This window comes from Micromonospora sp. HM134 (assembly GCF_007833915.1).
Taxonomy (GTDB): domain Bacteria; phylum Actinomycetota; class Actinomycetes; order Mycobacteriales; family Micromonosporaceae; genus Micromonospora; species Micromonospora wenchangensis.
The window spans coordinates 2,380,436-2,399,564 of record NZ_CP041061.1; the positions used below are offsets into that span (position 1 = coordinate 2,380,436).

Annotated in this window: 15 protein-coding genes; 13 read left to right on the forward strand and 2 right to left on the reverse strand. The window is 71.5% G+C overall.

All coding sequences use genetic code 11. The features are described 5' to 3' along the window. Positions 1-3 precede the first annotated feature (3 nt). Positions 4-606, reverse strand: coding sequence for a hypothetical protein (locus FJK98_RS10665; RefSeq protein WP_145918881.1), 603 nt, complete (start codon positions 604-606; stop codon positions 4-6). A 306-nt stretch (positions 607-912) separates the two neighbouring features. On the opposite strand from FJK98_RS10665, the gene dnaE reads away from it, so the two are divergent. Beyond that, positions 913-4,443 (forward strand): DNA polymerase III subunit alpha, encoded by a 3,531-nt coding sequence (gene dnaE, locus FJK98_RS10670; protein WP_145918882.1) that lies wholly within the window; start codon positions 913-915, stop codon positions 4,441-4,443. Between the two features lie 37 nt (positions 4,444-4,480). Here the strand turns inward: dnaE and FJK98_RS10675 are convergent, their stop codons facing one another. Then, positions 4,481-5,341 (reverse strand): SPFH domain-containing protein, encoded by an 861-nt coding sequence (locus tag FJK98_RS10675; RefSeq protein WP_145918883.1) that lies wholly within the window; start codon positions 5,339-5,341, stop codon positions 4,481-4,483. Between the two features lie 152 nt (positions 5,342-5,493). Here FJK98_RS10675 and FJK98_RS10680 point away from each other — a divergent pair, with 152 nt between their 5' ends. The 12 genes from FJK98_RS10680 to FJK98_RS10735 all read left to right on the forward strand — a co-directional run bounded on the left by FJK98_RS10680 (position 5,494) and on the right by FJK98_RS10735 (position 19,100). Continuing rightward, the gene (locus FJK98_RS10680) at positions 5,494-6,531 is read left to right on the forward strand and encodes an aminotransferase class V-fold PLP-dependent enzyme (protein WP_145918884.1); all 1,038 of its coding nucleotides are present in this window, start codon (positions 5,494-5,496) and stop codon (positions 6,529-6,531) included. A gap of 90 nt (positions 6,532-6,621) precedes the next feature. After that, the gene (locus tag FJK98_RS10685; protein ID WP_240762745.1) at positions 6,622-7,245 is read left to right on the forward strand and encodes a transcriptional regulator; all 624 of its coding nucleotides are present in this window, start codon (positions 6,622-6,624) and stop codon (positions 7,243-7,245) included. Positions 7,246-7,380: 135 nt separating this feature from the next. Then, positions 7,381-8,946: an MFS transporter gene (locus FJK98_RS10690; protein ID WP_145918885.1), complete on the forward strand. Its 1,566-nt coding sequence runs from the start codon at positions 7,381-7,383 to the stop codon at positions 8,944-8,946. Between the two features lie 12 nt (positions 8,947-8,958). Continuing rightward, on the forward strand, positions 8,959-9,567 hold the full coding sequence (locus FJK98_RS10695) for a TetR/AcrR family transcriptional regulator (RefSeq protein WP_145918886.1): 609 nt from the start codon (positions 8,959-8,961) through the stop codon (positions 9,565-9,567). Positions 9,568-9,663: 96 nt separating this feature from the next. Next, positions 9,664-10,191, forward strand: coding sequence for a crossover junction endodeoxyribonuclease RuvC (gene ruvC / locus FJK98_RS10700; RefSeq protein WP_145918887.1), 528 nt, complete (start codon positions 9,664-9,666; stop codon positions 10,189-10,191). Beyond that, complete coding sequence (gene ruvA / locus FJK98_RS10705) at positions 10,188-10,790, forward strand: Holliday junction branch migration protein RuvA (protein ID WP_145918888.1); 603 nt, start codon at positions 10,188-10,190, stop codon at positions 10,788-10,790. The genes ruvC and ruvA overlap by 4 nt, the downstream gene beginning before the upstream one ends. Positions 10,791-10,824: 34 nt before the next feature. After that, entirely contained in the window at positions 10,825-11,889 is a 1,065-nt protein-coding gene (ruvB, locus tag FJK98_RS10710) for a Holliday junction branch migration DNA helicase RuvB (protein ID WP_145918889.1), read from the forward strand. A gap of 120 nt (positions 11,890-12,009) precedes the next feature. Then, positions 12,010-12,375, forward strand: a complete 366-nt coding sequence (yajC, locus tag FJK98_RS10715; RefSeq protein WP_145918890.1) for a preprotein translocase subunit YajC — start codon at positions 12,010-12,012, stop codon at positions 12,373-12,375. 229 nt (positions 12,376-12,604) lie between these two features. Then, positions 12,605-14,536: a protein translocase subunit SecD gene (secD, locus tag FJK98_RS10720; RefSeq protein WP_205789413.1), complete on the forward strand. Its 1,932-nt coding sequence runs from the start codon at positions 12,605-12,607 to the stop codon at positions 14,534-14,536. A 1-nt stretch (position 14,537) separates the two neighbouring features. Beyond that, positions 14,538-15,737: a protein translocase subunit SecF gene (gene secF / locus FJK98_RS10725; RefSeq protein WP_145918891.1), complete on the forward strand. Its 1,200-nt coding sequence runs from the start codon at positions 14,538-14,540 to the stop codon at positions 15,735-15,737. Between the two features lie 99 nt (positions 15,738-15,836). Then, complete coding sequence (locus tag FJK98_RS10730) at positions 15,837-16,403, forward strand: adenine phosphoribosyltransferase (protein ID WP_088644004.1); 567 nt, start codon at positions 15,837-15,839, stop codon at positions 16,401-16,403. Between the two features lie 279 nt (positions 16,404-16,682). Next, positions 16,683-19,100, forward strand: a complete 2,418-nt coding sequence (locus FJK98_RS10735) for a bifunctional (p)ppGpp synthetase/guanosine-3',5'-bis(diphosphate) 3'-pyrophosphohydrolase (RefSeq protein WP_194822753.1) — start codon at positions 16,683-16,685, stop codon at positions 19,098-19,100. Positions 19,101-19,129 lie beyond the last annotated feature (29 nt).

Sequence of the window (19,129 nt, forward strand, 5' to 3'; positions counted from 1 at the left end):
GGATCAGGCGACCGAGTGGGTGATCGTGCCGGTGAACTGCCCGGCGACGGCGGAGAGCGGAACGGCGACGGTGAGCAGCGGGTTCCAGGTCGCCGAGTTGTTGCCGGTGTCGGCGGGGAGCACGGTGTGGCTGAACGCGGTGGCCGGCGTGTCCAGGGCGGTGCCGTCGGCCGGCGGCGGCGGGTCGCAGGGGCTCGCCTGGCCGGGGACGAAGGTGCCGCTGCCGGTGGTGGCGGTGGCGTCGCCCGAGCAGTAGTAGACGTCGCTGGCCGGGATGCTGGTGCCCGGGTCGGTGCCGGTGCCGGTGATGAAGGCGGTGCTGCTGACCGTGGCGACCCAGCTCGGGGTGGCGCTGGCCCGCAGGTCGTCGACGGTGATCGCGCCGAGCTGGCCGTACGCGTAGCCCCCGGGGGTGCCGTCGTTGGCCAGGTCGGCGGTGTCCGGGACGGTGATCTGCAGGGCCCCGGCGGTGACGTCGAAGGTGACCGTCGTGTCGCACGGGTCGCTGGCCACACAGGTGCCCGCGTACGCGGGTGTCGCCGTCAGCATCCCGGCTGCCAGCGCCGCGGCCCCCACCACGGCGGCGGATGCGAGTCCTCGTCTCATACTGTCTCCTTTGGTCGTGGCGAATTGCCGACCCCAGACTAGGAACTGCTCGACCTTTTTGTCCCCTATACCGTTATTTGTGAAGAGTGTGATCTGGCGACCGTTTCGATGCTGGCGTCGGTGGTCGGGGAGGCTTCCACGGGGGTGGCGGGGCGGGCGGGCGGTCGCTGTCGGGGGCGTGGCCGGTGACCGTCGGCGACGCCCGGCCGACACCCCATGCCGCTACCGGGCCGGCGTGGGACGGCCCGGTAGGGTGGGCCGGTCGTGCCTGTTCCGCCTTGATCGACCTTTCCCGGGGGCTCACGTATGAGCGATTCGTTCGCGCATCTGCACGTGCACACCGAGTACTCGATGCTCGACGGGGCGGCCCGGTTGAAGGACCTCTTCGCCGAGGCCAACCGGCTGGGGATGCCGGCGGTGGCGATCACCGACCACGGCAACATGCACGGCGCGAACGACTTCTACAAGCAGGCGATGGCCGCCGGGGTCACCCCGATCCTGGGGGTCGAGGCGTACGTGGCGCCGGAGTCGCGCTACCACAAGGCCAGGGTCAAGTGGGGCCGGCCGGAACAGAAGAGCGACGACGTCTCGGGTAACGGCGCGATCACCCACAAGACCATGTGGGCGCGCAACGCGCAGGGCCTGAAGAACCTGTTCACCCTCAACTCCCGGGCGTCCATGGAGGGGCACTACGTCAAGTGGCCCCGGATGGACATGGAGCTGATCGCCGAGCACGCCGAGGGCATCATGGCCACCACCGGCTGCCCGTCCGGCGCGGTGCAGACCCGGCTGCGGCTGGGCCAGTTCGACGAGGCACTCAAGGTCGCCGCCTCCTACCAGGACATCTTCGGCAAGGAGAACTACTTCCTGGAGATCATGGACCACGGGCTCTCCATCGAGCAGCGGGTCCGCGACGATCTGATCACCATCGCCCGCAAGCTGGACATCCCGCCGGTGGTCACCAACGACTCGCACTACACCCACGAGGCGCAGGCCGAGGCGCACGACGTGCTGCTCTGCGTGCAGACCGGCAGCAACGTCGCCGACCCCAACCGGTTCCGCTTCGACGGCGGCGGCTACTTCGTCAAGTCCGCCGACCAGATGCGCGCCGTCGACTCCTCGGAGTTCTGGCAGCAGGGCTGCCGCAACACCCTGCTGGTGGCCGAGAAGGTCGACCCGAGCGGGATGTTCGAGTTCCACAACCTGATGCCGCGCTTCCCGGTGCCCGAGGGGGAGACCGAGGAGTCCTGGTTCCGCAAGGAGACCTTCCGGGGGCTGGCCCGCCGCTACCCCGGGGGCATCCCCGAGGGGCACGTGGTGCAGGCCGAGTACGAGCTGGGCGTCATCAACCAGATGGGCTTCCCGTCGTACTTCCTCGTGGTGGCCGACTTCATCCAGTGGGCCAAGAGCCAGGGCATCGCGGTGGGTCCCGGCCGTGGCTCGGCCGCCGGTTCGCTCGTCGCGTACGCGTTGGGCATCACCGACCTGGACCCGATCCCGCACGGGCTGATCTTCGAGCGGTTCCTCAACCCCGAGCGGGTCTCGATGCCGGATGTCGACATCGACTTCGACGAGCGTCGGCGCGGCGAGGTGATCAAGTACGTGACCGACAAGTGGGGTGAGGACAAGGTCGCCCAGATCGCCACCTTCGGCACGATCAAGGCGAAGGCCGCGATCAAGGACTCGGCCCGGGTCCTCGGCTTCCCGTACGCGGTCGGCGACCGGATCACCAAGGCGATGCCCCCGGCGGTGATGGGCAAGGACATCCCGCTCACCGGCATCTTCGACCCGAAGCACCCCCGGTACGCCGAGGCCGGCGAGATCCGTGGCCTCTACGAGACCGACCCGGACGTCCGCAAGGTGATCGACACCGCCAAGGGCATCGAGGGGCTGATCCGGCAGACCGGTGTGCACGCCGCCGGCGTGATCATGTCCGCCGAGCCGATCATCGACCACATCCCGCTGATGCGCCGGGACGCCGACGGGGTGATCATCACCCAGTTCGACTACCCGACCTGCGAGTCGCTCGGGCTGTTGAAGATGGACTTCCTCGGCCTGCGGAACCTGACGATCATCGACGACGCGGTCAAGAACATCCAGCTCAACCACGGCCGGGAACTCGACCTGCTGGGCCTGCCGCTGGACGACAAGCCCGCCTACGAGCTGCTCGCCCGGGGCGACACCCTCGGGGTGTTCCAGCTCGACGGCGGGCCGATGCGTTCGCTGCTGCGGCTGATGAAGCCGGACAACTTCGAGGACATCTCGGCCGTGCTGGCGCTCTACCGGCCCGGCCCGATGGGCGTCGATTCGCACACCAACTACGCGCTGCGCAAGAACGGCCTCCAGGAGATCACCCCGATCCACCCGGAGCTGGAGGAGCCGCTGCGGGAGATCCTCGCGCCCACCCACGGCCTGATCGTCTACCAGGAGCAGGTGCAGCGCGCCGCGCAGATCCTCGCCGGCTACACCCTCGGCCAGGCCGACCTGCTGCGCCGGGCGATGGGCAAGAAGAAGAAGGAGATCCTCGACAAGGAGTTCATCCCGTTCCGGGACGGCTGCCGCGAGCGCGGCTACTCCGACGAGGCCATCCAGGCGGTGTGGGACGTCCTGGTCCCGTTCGCCGGGTACGCCTTCAACAAGGCCCACTCCGCCGCGTACGGGCTGGTGTCGTACTGGACGGCGTACCTCAAGGCGCACTACCCGGCCGAGTACATGGCGGCGCTGCTGACCTCCGTCGGTGACGACAAGGACAAGATGGCGCTCTACCTGTCGGAGTGCCGCCGGATGCGCATCCAGGTGCTGCCGCCGGACGTGAACACCTCCGCCGGCCCGTTCACCCCGGTCGGCAAGGACATCCGGTTCGGCCTGGCCGCCGTGCGCAACGTCGGGGCGAACGTGGTCGCGGCGATCATGCGGTGCCGCGACGAGAAGGGCGAGTACGCCGACTTCTACGACTTCCTGTCCAAGGTCGACGCGGTGGTCTGCAACAAGAAGACCATCGAATCCCTGATCAAGGCCGGCGCGTTCGACTCGCTCGGGCACACCCGCAAGGGCCTGCTCGCCGTGCACGCGGACGCCATCGACGCGTTCGCCGACGTCAAGCGCAAGGAGGCCGTCGGCCAGTACGACCTGTTCGGGGCCGGCTTCGGTGACGCCGACACCGGCAGCACCACCGTGATGCCGGTCATCGGCGACGCGGAATGGGACAAGCGGGACAAGCTCGCCTTCGAACGCGAGATGCTCGGCCTCTACGTCTCCGACCACCCGCTGTTCGGCCTGGAACACGTCCTGGGCGCGGCGGCCGACACCACCATCGCCGCGCTGTCGGAGGAGGGCACCGTGCCCGACGGCGCGGTGGTCACCCTGGCCGGCATCCTCTCCGGCGTGCAGCGCCGGGTCACCAAGCAGGGCCGGGCCTGGGCCTCGGCCGCCCTGGAGGACCTGGCCGGCGGGGTGGAGACGCTGTTCTTCCCGAACACCTACGAGGTGATCGGCCAGTACATCGCCGAGGACGCGATCGTGGTGGTCAAGGGCCGGGTGGACCGGCGCGACGACACCCCCCGGATCATGGCGATGGACATGTCCATGCCGGACGTCAGCAGCACCCCCGGCAGCAAGCCGGTGACGCTGACCATCCCGGTGCACCGGTGCACGCCGCCGCTGGTGGAACGGCTCAAGGAGACCCTGGTGCTGCACCCCGGCGACACCGAGGTGCACGTCAAGCTGCTCAACGGCGGCAAGGTGACCACCCTGCGGCTCGGCCCGTTCCGGGTGGCCGCCACGACCGCGCTGATGGGTGACCTCAAGAGCGTCCTCGGCCCGGCCAACGTGAGCTGACCCGCCGGGCGGCGACCACCGCCGCCCGGCGAGCCGGTCACTTGCCGCCGGTCACGATCCCCGGGTTGATGCACAGCCCGGGGGTGCTGCCGTTCTTCTCGGCGATCTCCAGGCAGCGGGACACCTTGTCGACCTTGGCGTTGGTCTCGGTGATCTGCCGCTGGATGTCGGCGTTGCGGCGGTCCTGTTCGAGGTTGCGGGTCTGGGCGAGCTTGTCCTGGAAGGCCTTGATGTTGCCCTCGGTCTTGTCGTCGTGGTTGACCCGGGTGATGGTGACGGACAGGATGTCGACGTCACCGGAGAGCCGGCCCTCGGCGTTGCTGCGGATGCTCTCGGCGAACGGCTTGAGGTCGACGTTCAGGTTCCCCGTCCGGGCGTCGATCTTCTCCAGCGGGTTGTACGTGGCGAAGGCGTCGTTGACCGCGCTGTCGAGCTGCACCCCCACCCGCTGGCCCCGGAAGCTCTCGAAGTCGCCCTTGTAGTCCATGAACTGCTTCGGCGCGTTCTCCGGCTTGACCTGCCACTCGACCAGCACCTCCACGCAGGCGTCGGCGAGGGTGCCGGTGCGGACCCGGACGCACTGGTCGCCGCCGATGTGGTCGTACTTCTGCCGGCCGGCGTCCCACTCGCCGACCTTCTGCCAGGGTGCGACCCACTTGAGCCCGGAGCCGGTGACCTCGCCGGTCGGCTTGTTGAAGCTGGTGACGATGCCGACCGAGCGGATCGGCACGGAGTGCGCGCTGGCGCCGATCCCGAACAGCAGCGCGCCGGCCAGGCAGCCGAGCGCGACCAGCGCGGAGGTGCGCCGGACGCCCGGGTGGCGGGCGAGGAGCAGCACCGCGCCGGCGACCAGCGCCCCGATGGCGAGAATGACGGCGAACGTGAAGCCGACGGGCACGGGGCATCACCCTTCCAGGGGATCGTCGCTGTGTGGATCATCAACCTAGGTCAGCCGGTCAAGCCGGGGCCGGTCGGGTGGCCGGCCGGTGCGGGCCACCACCGGCGGATTGGTGCTGACCGGGCGCGCGGGGGTGTCACTAGCCTCGACGCATGGAGTTGGCGCAGGCACGCGAGCTGTGGCAGCCGGAACCCGGCTGGTTGAACACCGCCAGTTACGGGCTTCCGCCCGAGCCGGTCTGGACGGCGGTGCAGGAGGCGTTGGCCGACTGGCGGGTGGGGCGTACCTCCCACGAGGTGTGGGAGGAGGCGACCGGGCGGGCCCGGGAGGCGTTCGCCGGCCTGGTCGGGGTGCCGGTGACCGACGTCGCGGTCGCCGGCAGCGTGTCGCAGCTGCTCGGGCCGATCGCCGCGGCCCTGCCCGCCGGGGCCACCGTGGTCGTCCCCGAGGTCGAGTTCACCGCCAACCTCTTCCCCTGGCTGGTGCAGGAGGAACGCGGGGTGCGGGTGCGCACCGTGCCGCTGGCCGGCCTGTGCGACGCGATCGACGCCGGCACCGATCTGGTCGCGTTCAGCCTGGTGCAGTCCGCCGACGGGGCCGTCGCCCCGTACGCCGGGATCGTGGCCGCGGCCCGCGCGCACGACGCGCTGGTGGTGGTGGACGCCACCCAGGCGTGCGGGTGGCTGCCGTTCGACGCGGCGCTGGCCGACGCGGTCGCGGTCGGGACGTACAAGTGGCTGGTGTCGCCGCGCGGCTCGGCGCTGGCCTACCTGGCCCCGGGGCTGCGCGAGCGGATGCGTCCGGACGCGGCCGGCTGGTTCGCGGCCAAGGAGCCGCTGTCCACCTACTACGGTCCGCCGCTGCGGCTGGCCGACGACGCCCGCCGGTTCGACAGCTCCCCGGCCTGGTTCAGCTGGGTGGGCACCGCCCCGGCGTTGGAGCTGGTCGCCGCGCTCGGCCCGGCGGCGATCGGGGCGTACGACGTGGCGTTGGCGAACCGGTTCCTGGCCGGGCTGGGCCGGCCGCCGGGGCACAGCGCGATCGTCGCGGTGGAGGTGCCCGAGGCGCGGCAGCGGCTGGCGCGTGCCGGGGTCCGGGCGGCGGTGCGCGCCGGGCAGGTCCGGGTCGCGTTCCACCTCTACACCACCGAGGCGGACGTGGACCTGGCGTTGGAGGCGCTCACCGGCTGAACCACCGCAGTTTTTCCCCGGCGGCGCATCCGAACCGCCCCGTCCGGGCGAACCCCCTGGTAACGGTGTCCTACCCGGGGGGTGCGTCTGGTGTTGTCGGATCCGATGCCGGTCGAGGTCGTCGAGACGGCCCACAAGCGGCTCTCGGCCGCCGCCGAGGACCTCGACGCGAACCTGGTGGCCGCGCTGGTGCTGGAGTTCGCCGCCGACGCCGGGGTGGCGGCGGTGTGGGAGGCGGTGTGCGTACCGCTGCTGGCCGGGCTGCGGGGGCGCGACGCCGCCGAGATCGCCGTCGAGCACGCCCTGTCCGAGGGCATCCGGATCGGGCTGGACGTGCACCGGCGTGTCCCCGGCCGGCGGTTGCGCACCGACGGGGTGCTGCTCGCCGGGGCCGAGAACGAGGCGCACTGCCTGGGCCTGCACGCGGTGGCCGCCGCGCTGCGCGAGCAGGGTCGGGGCTGCCTGCACCTGGGGCCGGCGCTGCCCTGGGTGGCGCTGGGCTCCGCCGTGCTGCGGGCCCGCCCGCGGATCGTGGTGGTCTGGTCGCAGACGCCGGTCACCGGTCGCGCGTACCGTCTGGTCCGCTTCGGCCGTGACTTCCCGGGGGTACGGGTGTACGCCGCCGGGCCGGGCTGGATCGAGCCCCTCGCGCCCCCGTCGACCCGGCTGACCAGCTTCTCCGCCGCCCTGGCCGCCTGCGCCCCGCCGGTCTGACCGGGTGACCCGCACCACATTCGATACGAACCGGTGTCGTATCGAAACATGTGGCTCGTAAGGTGAATGTCGTTACGAGTCTGACCCGTTCCGTATTTCAGCGGCGCGGGTGAACCGGGGGGAGCGCCGGAGCGTATGCAACCGCACGAGAACACCGGACATCCGAGACGATGGGCGATCCTCGGCGTGCTGGTGGTCAGCCTGCTCGTCGTCGTCCTCGACAACACCATCCTCAACGTCGCCCTGCGTACCCTGGCCGACCCGGTGCACGGCCTCGGGGCCAGCCAGGGCGAGCTGGAATGGGCGATCAACTCCTACACCCTCGTCTTCGCCGGCCTGCTGTTCACCTTCGGCGTCCTCGGCGACCGGGCCGGCCGTCGCCGGTTCCTGCTCATCGGCCTGGTCCTGTTCGGCCTGTCGTCCCTGCTGTCGGCGTACGCGCAGAACCCCGGCCAGCTGATCGCGGCCCGCGCCCTGATGGGCATCGGCGGGGCGGCGATCATGCCGGTCACCCTGTCGATCATCTCCAACGTCTTCGACCCCCGGGAACGGGGCCGCGCCATCGGCGTCTGGGCCGGCGCGGTCGGCCTGGCGGTGGCGATCGGCCCGATTCTCGGCGGCGCGCTGCTGGAGCACTTCTGGTGGGGCTCGGTCTTCCTGATCAACGTGCCGGTGGTGGCGCTCGGGGTGCTGCTGGTGGCCCTGCTGGTGCCCGAGTCGCGGGACCCCAGGCCGGGCCGGGTCGACATCCTCGGCGTGCTGCTCTCGGTCGTCGGCCTGGTCGCGCTGACCTACGGCATCATCGACGGCGGCGAGCACGGCTTCGGCCGGCCGACCGTGTGGGCCGCGATCCTCGGCGGGGTGGCGGTGCTGGCCTGGTTCGTCGCGCACGAACGGCGCAGCGACCACCCCTCGCTGGACGTACGGCTGTTCCGGGTGCCCCGGTTCGCCGCCCCGGTGGCGATCGTCGGCCTGGTCTTCTTCGCCGCCATGGGCGTGATGTTCTTCAGCTCGTTCTACATGCAGCTCGTCCGGGGCTACAGCCCGCTGGAGACCGGCCTGTTCTTCCTGCCGTTCGCCGGGGCGCAGCTGGTCTTCGCACCGCGCAGCGCCGCCATGGTGCGCCGGTACGGCGGCCGGGCGGTCGCCACGGTCGGCCTCGCGCTGACCGCCGTGGCGCTGGCCGCGTTCGCCTTCATCGACGCCACCACGCCGATCTGGGTGGTGCTGGTGGCCTTCTTCCTCCAGGGTGTCGGGATGGCGAACATCATGCCGCCGGCCACCGAGTCGATCATGTCGGCGCTGCCCCGGGAGAAGGCCGGCGTCGGCTCGGCGGTGAGCAACACCGTCCGCCAGGTCGCCGGTGCGCTGGGCGTCGCGGTGCTCGGCTCGGTGCTCTCCGCGGTCTACCGGGAGGACATCGCCACGGCCGCCGACGCCCTGCCCGCACCGGCCCGGGAGGCGGCCACCGAGTCGGTCTCCGGGGCGTACGCGGCGGCGGCGCAGCTCGGCCCGGCGGCCCCGCGGCTGATCGCGGCGGCCAACGACGCCTTCGTCTCGGCCATGCACTGGGCGGCGGCGATCTCCGCCGTGGTGGCCGCCCTCGGCATCATCATCGTGCTGCGCTGGATGCCGGGCCGGCCCGACGCGGCCGTCACCGCCACGCCGGTGGCGGAGCGGGAATTGGCCGGAACCACGTAGGTTCGCAGAACGATGTCTGACATGAACCCCACCGCCGATGCTCCGCGGTCGCCCGGGCGACCGCGGAGCACCCGCGCGGACGAGGCCATCATCGAGGCCACCCTGGACCTGCTCGCCGAGGGCAGCACCATCGAGGCGCTGTCGATCGAGGCGATCGCCACCCGCGCCGGGGTGGGCAAGGCCACCATCTACCGCCGCTGGCCCGGCAAGGACGCCCTCCTGCTGGACGCGCTGCGCCGGCTCAAGGGGGTGGTCGCCCAGCCGGCCGGGCACTCCGTCCGCGACGACCTGGTGCTGCTGGTCGGGGCCGTCGGGCACAACGTCGACCCCCGGGCCGAGCGGATCATGCCGTGCCTGGTGCCCGAGGTGAACCGCAGCCCGGACCACTTCCAGCTCTACCAGAACATCATCGAGCCCCGCCGGAAGATCATGCGGGAGGTGCTCCGCCGGGGCGTGGCCGCAGGCGAGCTGCGCGCCGATCTCGACATCGAGGTGGCGATGGCGCTGCTCACCGGGCCGATGCTGGTCCAGCGGCTGATGCGCTGGCACCCGGAGCTGGACGACCGGCTGCTGCCCGAGAGGGTCGTCGACGGCGTGCTCGACGGCCTGCGGGCCCGCTGAGCCCCACCGCCGGGCGGCGTGTCCGCCCACCGGCGTGTCGGGGTGGACCAGTAGGGTGTCGAACACCCGTACTGTCGAGGGCCCGGAGGAGGCGGCGTGCGCGTGCTGGGCGTCGACCCGGGGCTGACCCGGTGCGGGGTCGGCGTGGTCGAGGGCGTGCCGGGCCGGCCCTGCTCGCTCGTCGCCTACTACGTCGTCTACACCGACCCCGCCGACGACCTGTCGCTGCGGCTGCTGCACCTGGACCGGTCGCTGACCGACCTGGTCGCCGAGCACCGGCCCGACGCGGTCGCCGTCGAGCGGGTGTTCAGCCAGCACAACGTCCGCACCGTGATGGGCACCGCCCAGGCCAGCGGGATCGCCGTGCTGGCCGGGGCGCGGGCCGGGCTGCCGGTGCAGACGTACACCCCGAGCGAGGTCAAGGCGGCGGTGACCGGCTCCGGCCAGGCCGACAAGAAGCAGATGACCACGATGGTCACCCGGCTGCTGCGGCTGGCCGAGCCGCCCAAACCGGCCGACGCGGCCGACGCCCTGGCCCTGGCCATCTGCCACGTGTGGCGCGGCGGCACCCGCTCCAAGCTGGCCGAGGCCGCCGACCGGGCACGACGAGGAGGAGCACGATGATCGCCAGCGTGCGCGGCACGGTGACCGCGACCGGCCCGGACCACGCGGTGGTCGAGGTCGGGGGAGTCGGCCTGGCCGTGCAGTGCGCCCCCGGGACCCTGGCCGAGCTGCGGGTCGGCCAGCCGGCCCGGCTCGCCACCAGCCTGGTGGTCCGGGAGGATTCGCTCACCCTCTACGGCTTCGCCGACGACGACGCCAAGCAGCTGTTCGAGCTGCTCCAGACGGCCAGCGGGGTCGGCCCGCGACTGGCCCAGGCGGTGCTGGCCGTGCACACCCCGGACGCGGTGCGCAAGGCCATCGCCAACGCCGACACCGCCGCCCTGACCCGGGTGCCCGGGATCGGCAAGAAGGGCGCCGAACGGCTGGTGCTGGAGCTGCGTGACCGGATCGGCCCGGTCCCGGTGGGCCCCGACGGTGCGGCCGGGGTGACCGCCGGGGCCTGGCCGGACCAGGTCCGCCAGGCGCTGGTCGGGCTCGGCTGGACGGCCGGGCAGGCCGACCAGGCGGTGGCCGCCGTGGCGGAGACCGTGGACGGGCCCACCCCGCCGGTGCCGGTCCTGCTCAAGCAGGCCATCCGACTGCTCGGCCGGACCCGGTGACCGGCGTGGCACGGTCGCGGCCGGGGCGGCCGGTATGAGCGGCGACGGCCTGGTCTCCGCGTACGCCGACGACGCGGAGCGGGACGCGGAGGTCAGCGTCCGACCGAGGCGGCTGGACGAGTTCATCGCCCAGCACCGGGTCCGCGACCAGCTCGACCTGCTGTTGCAGGGCGCGATGCGGCGCGGCGCCCCACCCGACCACATCCTCCTGTCGGGGCCGCCCGGCCTCGGTAAAACGACGTTGGCCAATATCGTGGCCGCCGAGCTGGGCTCCGGCATCCGGGTGACCAGCGGGCCGGTGATCGAACGCTCCGGTGACCTGGCCGCCATCCTGACCAGCCTCGCCGAGGGCGACGTGCTGTTCATCGACGAGATCCACCGGATCGCCAAGCCGGCGGAGGAACTGCTCTACAGCGCCATGGAGGACTTCCGGGTCGACGTGATCGTCGGCAAGGGGCCGGGGGCCACCGCGATCCCGCTCGACGTGGAGCCGTTCACCCTGGTCGGCGCGACCACCCGGTCCGGTCTGCTGACCGGCCCGATGCGGGACCGCTTCGGCTTCGTCGCGCACCTCGACTTCTACTCCCCGGCCGACCTGGAGGCGTTGCTGCACCGCTCGGCGCGCATTCTGGGCGTGCCGATCACCCCGGAGGGGGCGGTGGAGATCGCCGGCCGGTCCCGGGGCACCCCCCGGATCGCCAACCGGCTGCTGCGCCGGGTGCGCGACTACGCCGAGGTCCGGGCCGAGGGCGTGGTCACCCTGGAGACCGCCCGGTCCGCCCTGACCGTGTACGACGTGGACGCCCTCGGCCTGGACCGGCTGGACCGGGCGGTGCTGACCGCGCTGGTCGACTCGTTCCGGGGTGGTCCGGTGGGCCTGTCCACCCTGGCGGTGGCGGTGGGGGAGCAGCCGGACACGGTGGAGGAGGTCTGCGAGCCGTTCCTGGTCCGGGCCGGGCTGCTGGCCCGGACGCCCCGGGGGCGGGTGGCCACCGAGGCCGCCTGGCGACACCTCGGTCGCACCCCACCAAATGGTACATTCGGTGTGGAAGCCCCCGCCGTGCCCGATCTCTTCTCGAACGCGCCCGATCCACCGTGATCTGAACGTGATCTGCGCCGCATTCGGCGTTCCCAGGTGCAGGGATTAGACTCGCCGCGGTCTGTACAGGATGTGAATATCCGCCTCCGCTCCGGCGCGCACGTGCCGTGACGGGGGCCAATGGGAAGGTCGCACACCGTGCTTTACGCAGCACAGTCCGGCGGAGGCGCCGGCAGTCTGACGCCGATCCTCATGATCGCCCTGCTCTTCGGGGTCATGTACTTCATGATGATCCGGCCGCAGCAGAAGCGCCGCCGCGAGGCTGAGGCCATGCAGTCCGCGCTCGGCCCCGGTGACGAGGTCGTCACCATCGGCGGGCTCTACGGCACGGTCGTGGGTGTCGAGGACGACACCGTGCTGCTGGAGGTGGCCCCCGGCGTGCAGACCCGTTACGCCCGCCCGGCCATCGCCCGGGTGGTCACCCGGGCCGAGCGCCCCGAGGCCGACGAGCCGGTCACCGAGGACGCGGAAGCCGTCAAGGAGTGAATCCGCCACCCGTCCGGCACCACGGGCGGGTAGCGGCGGGACAACTGGATAGGTGGGCCGGTCCCCAGGGTCGGCACCCGCACCGTCCGTCCGACGCCACCACGTCGGCGGTGGAGCGCCGTGCCGTCGGTCGGGAGTGGCCCGCGCAGAGCACGTCGGGGCGGGAACCCCGCTCCGACCTCGTCGCCGCTGCGCCGGCGGCGCGACCGTTACAGGGAGACAGACAGCCGTGGCACCACCTCAGGGACAGATGCGCCCCGGGCGGCAGCTCGCCGTGCTCGGGTTCATCTTCGTCGTCCTCTATTCCTTGGTGTTCTTCTCGGGCGGCGCCAGCGGCGGCTGGAAGGACCGGCTGGAGCCGCGGCTCGGCCTGGACCTGATCGGTGGCACCCGGCTGACGCTGGAGGCGACCAACAGCATCGACGGCAAGCCCCCGACGTCGGCCAACCTGGAGGAGGCCCGGCAGATCATCGAGAGCCGGGTCAACGCCTACGGCGTGGCCGAGGCCGAGGTGGTCACCGAGGGCAACCGGAACATCGTCATCTCCCTGCCCGGTGAGAACCGCGACCTGACCGACGTCGGCAGCGCCGCGGAGCTGCGCTTCCGCAAGGTGCTCAAGGCCGCCGACGGCAGCGGCGCGGTCGCCGCCCCGGCGACCCCGGCCCCGTCGGGCAGCGCGTCGCCCGCCCCCTCCGGCAGCGCGTCGCCCGCCCCCTCCGGCAGCGCGTCGCCCGCCCCGTCGGGCAGCGCCTCGCCGAAGGTGTCCGGTTCGCCGAGCGCCGGTGGCCAGGGCGGTGGCGCCCCCGCGCCGAGCGCCAGCGCCACCCCGTCCGGGTCGGCCTCGCCGAGCGCCCCGGCCGCCTCGCCCAGCGCCAGCGAGGCCCCGGTGCCGCAGAGCATCGAGGAGCAGCGCAAGGCCGTCGAGAAGAAGGTCGGCGCGGCGGCCTGGGCCGCCGCGAGCGGGCTCCAGGCCCCGGCCGACCTGGGCACCAACCCGGCCCTGGCGGAGACGTTCAAGCCGTTCGGCGCGCTCTCCCCGCAGGAGGTCGCGGTACTGACCCCGCAGATGCAGTTCAACGTGCCGACCATCACCTGCGCCCAGCTCGACAAGCGGCCCCCCGCGTCGATCAAGGACGAGAAGCAGCAGGCGGTCGCCTGTGAGGGTGGCGCGGCGAAGTACCTGCTCGACCAGGCCAAGGTGGTCGGCACTGACGTCAAGGACGCCAACGCGGTCCTCGACCAGGCCAGCACCTGGGTGGTCAGCCTGAACTTCACCGGCGACGGCCAGTCCAAGTGGACCGAGCTGACCCGGGAGGCGTTCAACAACACCGGCGGCGGCTGCGACCAGACGGCCCTGGGCCAGGACGGCAAGTGCCGGGTGGCCGTGGTGCTGGACAACGAGATCGTCTCCTCGCCCGAGATCCAGGGCGTGCTCACCGGCGACTCGCAGATCACCGGCAGCTTCGACAACACGTCGGCCAACGCGCTGGCCAGCCAGCTGCGCTACGGCGCGCTGCCGGTCACCTTCGTGCCGCAGGAGCAGCAGAACGTCACCGCGACGCTGGGCGACAGCCACCTGCGGGCCGGTCTGCTGGCCGCCGGCATCGGCATGCTGCTGGTCATCATCTACTCGTTCTTCTACTACCGGCTGCTCGGCTCGGTCATCTTCCTGAGCCTGGTGCTCTCCGCGCTGCTCGTCTTCGGCGCGCTGGTGGTGCTCGGCCGGTCGATCGGCTTCACCCTCACCCTCGCCGGCATCGCCGGCATGATCGTCTCGCTCGGTGTGGCGGCGGACTCGTTCGTCATCTACTTCGAACGGCTCAAGGACGAGATCCGGGAGGGGCGCAGCCCGCGCAGCGCGGTGCCCCGGGCCTGGATCCGGGCCCGCCGGACGATCATCTCGGCCAACGCGATCACCCTGATGTCCGCCGTGGTCCTCTACATCGTCTCGGTCGGCACGGTGAAGGGCTTCGCCTTCGCCCTCGGCCTGGCGACCGTGCTCGACCTGGTGGTCGTCTTCCTGTTCCGGCACCCGATCATGACGATGTTCGCCCGGACCCCGGCGTTCCTGTCGCCACGGGTCAGCGGCCTCGGTCGGGCGCTGCCACCCCGTTCGGCCGAGCCGGGCACCGCCCGCAACCCGCGCGTCAAGGAGGCCTGAGATGGCTAAGAGTGGTCTGGCGTCCCGGCTCTACCGGGGCGAGGCCGGTCTCAACATCGTCGGCCGGCGCAAGCTGTGGTTCACCGTCGCCGGGGTGCTGGTGCTGATCGCCGTGCTCAGCTTCGCGGTGCGCGGTTTCAGCCTGGGCATCGAGTTCGCCGGCGGCAACTCGTTCCAGGTGCCCGCCAGCGTCGGCACCCTGGAACAGGCCGAGGCCAAGGTCAACGACGCGCTGGCGGCCGAGGGCGGCGGCGCCGAGGTGGTGACCGCGCAGAAGGTCGGCAGCACCAGCGGCGAGTACTACGAGCTGCGCACCTCGCAGCTCAGCGCCGACCAGGCCAACGCGGTCAAGGCCGAGATGGCGCAGGAGTTCGGCATCAACGCCGACCAGATCAGCGGCAGCCAGGTCAGCGAGGCCTGGGGCAGCCAGGTGACCTCCCGGGCGCTGCTCGGCCTGGTCATCTTCGTCCTGGTGGTGGCGGCCTACCTGGTGCTGCGGTTCGAGTGGCGGATGGCGGTCGCCGCGATCATCTCGCTGTTCATGAACCTGATCCTCACCGCCGGCATCTATTCGCTGGTCGGCTTCGAGGTCACCCCGTCGACCATCATCGGGTTCCTCACCATTCTGGGCTTCGCGCTCTACGACGTGGTGGTGGTCTTCGACAAGGTCCAGGAGAACACCCGGGGCATCACCGCCAACAACAACCAGACCTACGGCGAGGCGGCCAACCTGGCGCTCAACCAGAGCCTGATGCGGTCGTTGAACACCTCGGTGGTCGCCCTGCTCCCGGTCGGCGGTCTGCTCTTCATCGGTGCCGGCCTGCTCGGCGCGGGCACCCTGAAGGACCTGGGCCTGGTGCTGTTCGTCGGTATGGCGATGGCGTTCCTGACCTCGATCCTGCTCTCCACCCCGCTGCTGGTGCTGCTCAAGAACCAGGACCCGCGGATCGACGCGCACACCAAGCGGGTGCTGGCCCGCCGGGGCGCCATCGCCCGGGGCGAGATCACCCCGCGTGGTGCGGCCCGGCAGGCCGCCGCCGAGGAGGCCAGCGACGAGCCGATCGACCCGGAGGCGGCGGCCCTGGCCGGCAGCGCGCCGAAGGTCGGCGCGCGTCCGGTGGCCAAGCGGTCGGCCGGCGCCCGGGGCGGCCGTCCCTCCGGGGGCGGCGGCAACCGGCCCGGTGGCGCGAAGCGGCGCTGACCGACGGGCGACCCGCCCCACGTCGAGTCGACGGCGTCCGCCATGCTGTGCGAGCAGCGTGACGGACGCCGTCGTCGTATCGAAGGAGAGCCGACCACCGTGACGGAGACCCACAGCACCGGTGTACGCGGAGACAGCGGCCCGCAGGTGGCCCGGCTGGTCGCCAGCCGGGTACTGGACGTGCCGGACTTCCCCAAGCCCGGGGTCATGTTCAAGGACCTGATGCCGTTGTTCGCCGACGGTGACGTGTTCCGTGAGGTGATCGACGGGATCATCGACCACCACGGACGGGACAACTTCGACATCGTGGTCGGCATCGAGGCCCGGGGTTTCGTGATCGCCGCCGCGATCGCGTACGCGACCGGGTTGGGGGTGGTGCCGGTGCGCAAGGCGGGCAAGCTGCCCCGGCCGGCGTACGCGGCCTCCTACGCCCTGGAGTACGGCGAGGCGACCCTGGAGGTGCACCAGGACGCCTTCACCGCCGGGCACCGGGTGCTGGTGGTCGACGACGTGCTGGCCACCGGGGGCACCGCCGAGGCGACCCTCGGCCTGGTGGAGCGGGCCGGCGGCACGGTGGCCGGGTTCACCGTACTGCTGGAGTTGGGCTTCCTGGGTGGGCGGGAGCGGCTCGCCGGGCGTCCGGTCCATGCCCTGCTGACCGTTTGATTCCTGGGTCGTCCCGCCGACCTGGGACGGACCGTCCGGCGGAGCGGCACGGCACCTACCGTACGGGTAGCATTGCCCATTGCTGACCGGACGGTCACCCGTCCGGGCGGTGGTCAGGTGCCGGCCGCAGGGCCGGTGGGCAGTGCCACCGACCCGACGGCGGCCGGCGGGGAACACGCCGGCGTGACGGCCGGTTCGGCAAGACAGGCGTCGGCCGTACGGTCGGCGTGGTCCCGGCGATCGGTGAGGAGGCCGGTGTCCCACGATGTCGTCCCTCCGGTGGAGGGCACGGTGCACCCGACAGGCGACGCTGACGGCGCGGTGACCGCTCGGAAGAACGATCCGGGGGCCGGCGACGACGTCGGCGGCACGCCCGACGGCCTGGCGGTGGGGGCGTCGCTCGACGACGACCCGTCGCCGAGCGCCGGTTTCGCGCTCTCCAACGCGCCGACCGGTCGTCGGGTCCGGGCGCGGCTGGCCCGGTTCAACGCCCCGTGGCAGACCTCCCAGGTCAGCGAGGTGCTCGAACCGCTGATCGCCAGCCACCGGGAGAACCATCCCAAGGCTGATGCCCGGCTGCTCCAGCGGGCCTTCGACACCGCCGCGCGCTGGCACTCCGGCCAGTACCGCAAGTCCGGCGACCCGTACATCACCCACCCGCTGGCGGTGGCGACCATCCTGGGCAACCTGGGGATGGACACCACCACGCTGGTGGCGGCCCTGCTGCACGACACGATCGAGGACACCGAGTACACCCTCGACCAGATGAAGGCCGACTTCGGCCCCGAGGTGACCCTGCTCGTCGACGGCGTGACGAAGCTGGACAAGGTCAAGCTGGGCGACGCGGCCAAGGCGGAGACGATCCGCAAGATGGTCGTGGCGATGGCGAAGGACCCCCGGGTCCTGGTGATCAAGCTGGCCGACCGGCTGCACAACATGCGCACGCTGTCCTTCCTGCCGGCGCCCAAGCGGGAGCAGAAGGCCAAGGAGACGCTGGAGATCCTGGCCCCGCTGGCCCACCGCCTGGGCATGAACACGATCAAGTGGGAGCTGGAGGACCTGGCCTTCGGCACGCTGTTCCCCAAGCGGTACGAGGAGATCCTCCGGCTGATCGGGGAGCACCAGCCGCAGCGGGAGTCGCTGCTCAAGCAGGTCACCCAGAAGGTCGGCACCGACCTGAAGGCCGCCAAGATCAAGGCGGAGACGACCGGTCGGCCGAAGCACCTCTACTCGATCTACCAGAAGATGATCGTGCGGGGGCGCGACTTCAACGACATCTACGACCTGGTCGGGGTGCGCATCCTGGTCGACACGGTGCGGGACTGCTACGCGGCGCTGGGGGTCATCCACGCCAACTGGCAGCCGGTGCCGGGCCGGTTCAAGGACTACATCGCGATGCCCAAGTTCAACATGTACCAGTCGTTGCACACGACGGTCATCGGGCCCACCGGCAAGCCGGTGGAGATGCAGATCCGCACGTACGCGATGCACCGTACGGCGGAGTTCGGCATCGCCGCGCACTGGAAGTACAAGGAGCACAAGGGCACCCAGATCGTCGGCCCGCCGGCGCACATCGACGAGATGACCTGGCTGCGGCAGTTGCTGGACTGGCAGCGGGAGGCGGCCGACCCGAGCGAGTTCCTGGACGCACTGCGGTTCGACCTGTCCAGCCAGGAGGTGTACGTCTTCACCCCGAAGGGTGACGTCATCCCGCTGCCGACGGGGTCGACGCCTGTGGACTTCGCGTACGCGGTGCACACCGAGGTCGGACACAAGTGCATCGGGGCGCGGGTCAACGGCAAGCTGGTGCCGTTGGAGTCGACGCTGTCCAACGGCGACGTGATCGAGATCTTCACCTCGAAGTCCGAGACGGCCGGTCCGACGCAGGACTGGCTGAGCTTCGTCAAGAGTCCCCGGGCGCGTACCAAGATCCGCCAGTACTTCAACAAGGAGCGGCGGGAGGAGGCGATCGAGGCCGGTAAGGACTCGATCGTCAAGGCGATGCGCAAGCAGGGCATGCCGTTGCAGCGGATGCTCACCTCCGACGCGTTGATGGCGATCGCCCGGGACCTGCACCTGGCCGACGTCGCCTCGCTCTACGCGGCGGTCGGCGACAGTCAGGTGTCGGCGCAGTCGGTGGTGCAGAAGCTGATGGCCGCGTACGGCGGCGAGGAGGGCGCGGCGGAGGACATCGCCGAGACCGCCGTCGCCACCCGTCCGCCGCACAGCCGGCAGAACAGCAGCGACCCCGGGGTCGTGGTGCGGGGCGTCAGCGACGTCTGGATCAAGCTGGCCCGCTGCTGCACGCCGGTGCCCCCGGATTCGGTCTTCGGGTTCGTCACCCGCTCCGGTGGGGTCAGCGTGCACCGGGACGACTGCGCCAACGCCGAGGATCTGCGGGCCCAGGTCGAGCGGGTGGTGGAGGTCAGCTGGAAGCTCACCTCCGCGTCGACGTTCCTGGTGGCCATCCAGGTGGAGGCCCTCGACCGGCACAAGCTGCTGGCCGACGTCACCCGGGTGCTCTCCGAGGAGCGGGTCAACATCCTGTCGGCGACGGTCACCACGACCCGGGACCGGGTGGCGGTGAGCCGGTTCAGCTTCGAGATGGCCGACCCGAAGCACCTGGGGCACCTGCTGGCCGCCGTCCGCAAGGTCGACGGGGTCTTCGACGCCTACCGGGTCACCTCAGGCGCCTGACCGGCCGGCCCGCAGACACCCGACACGAC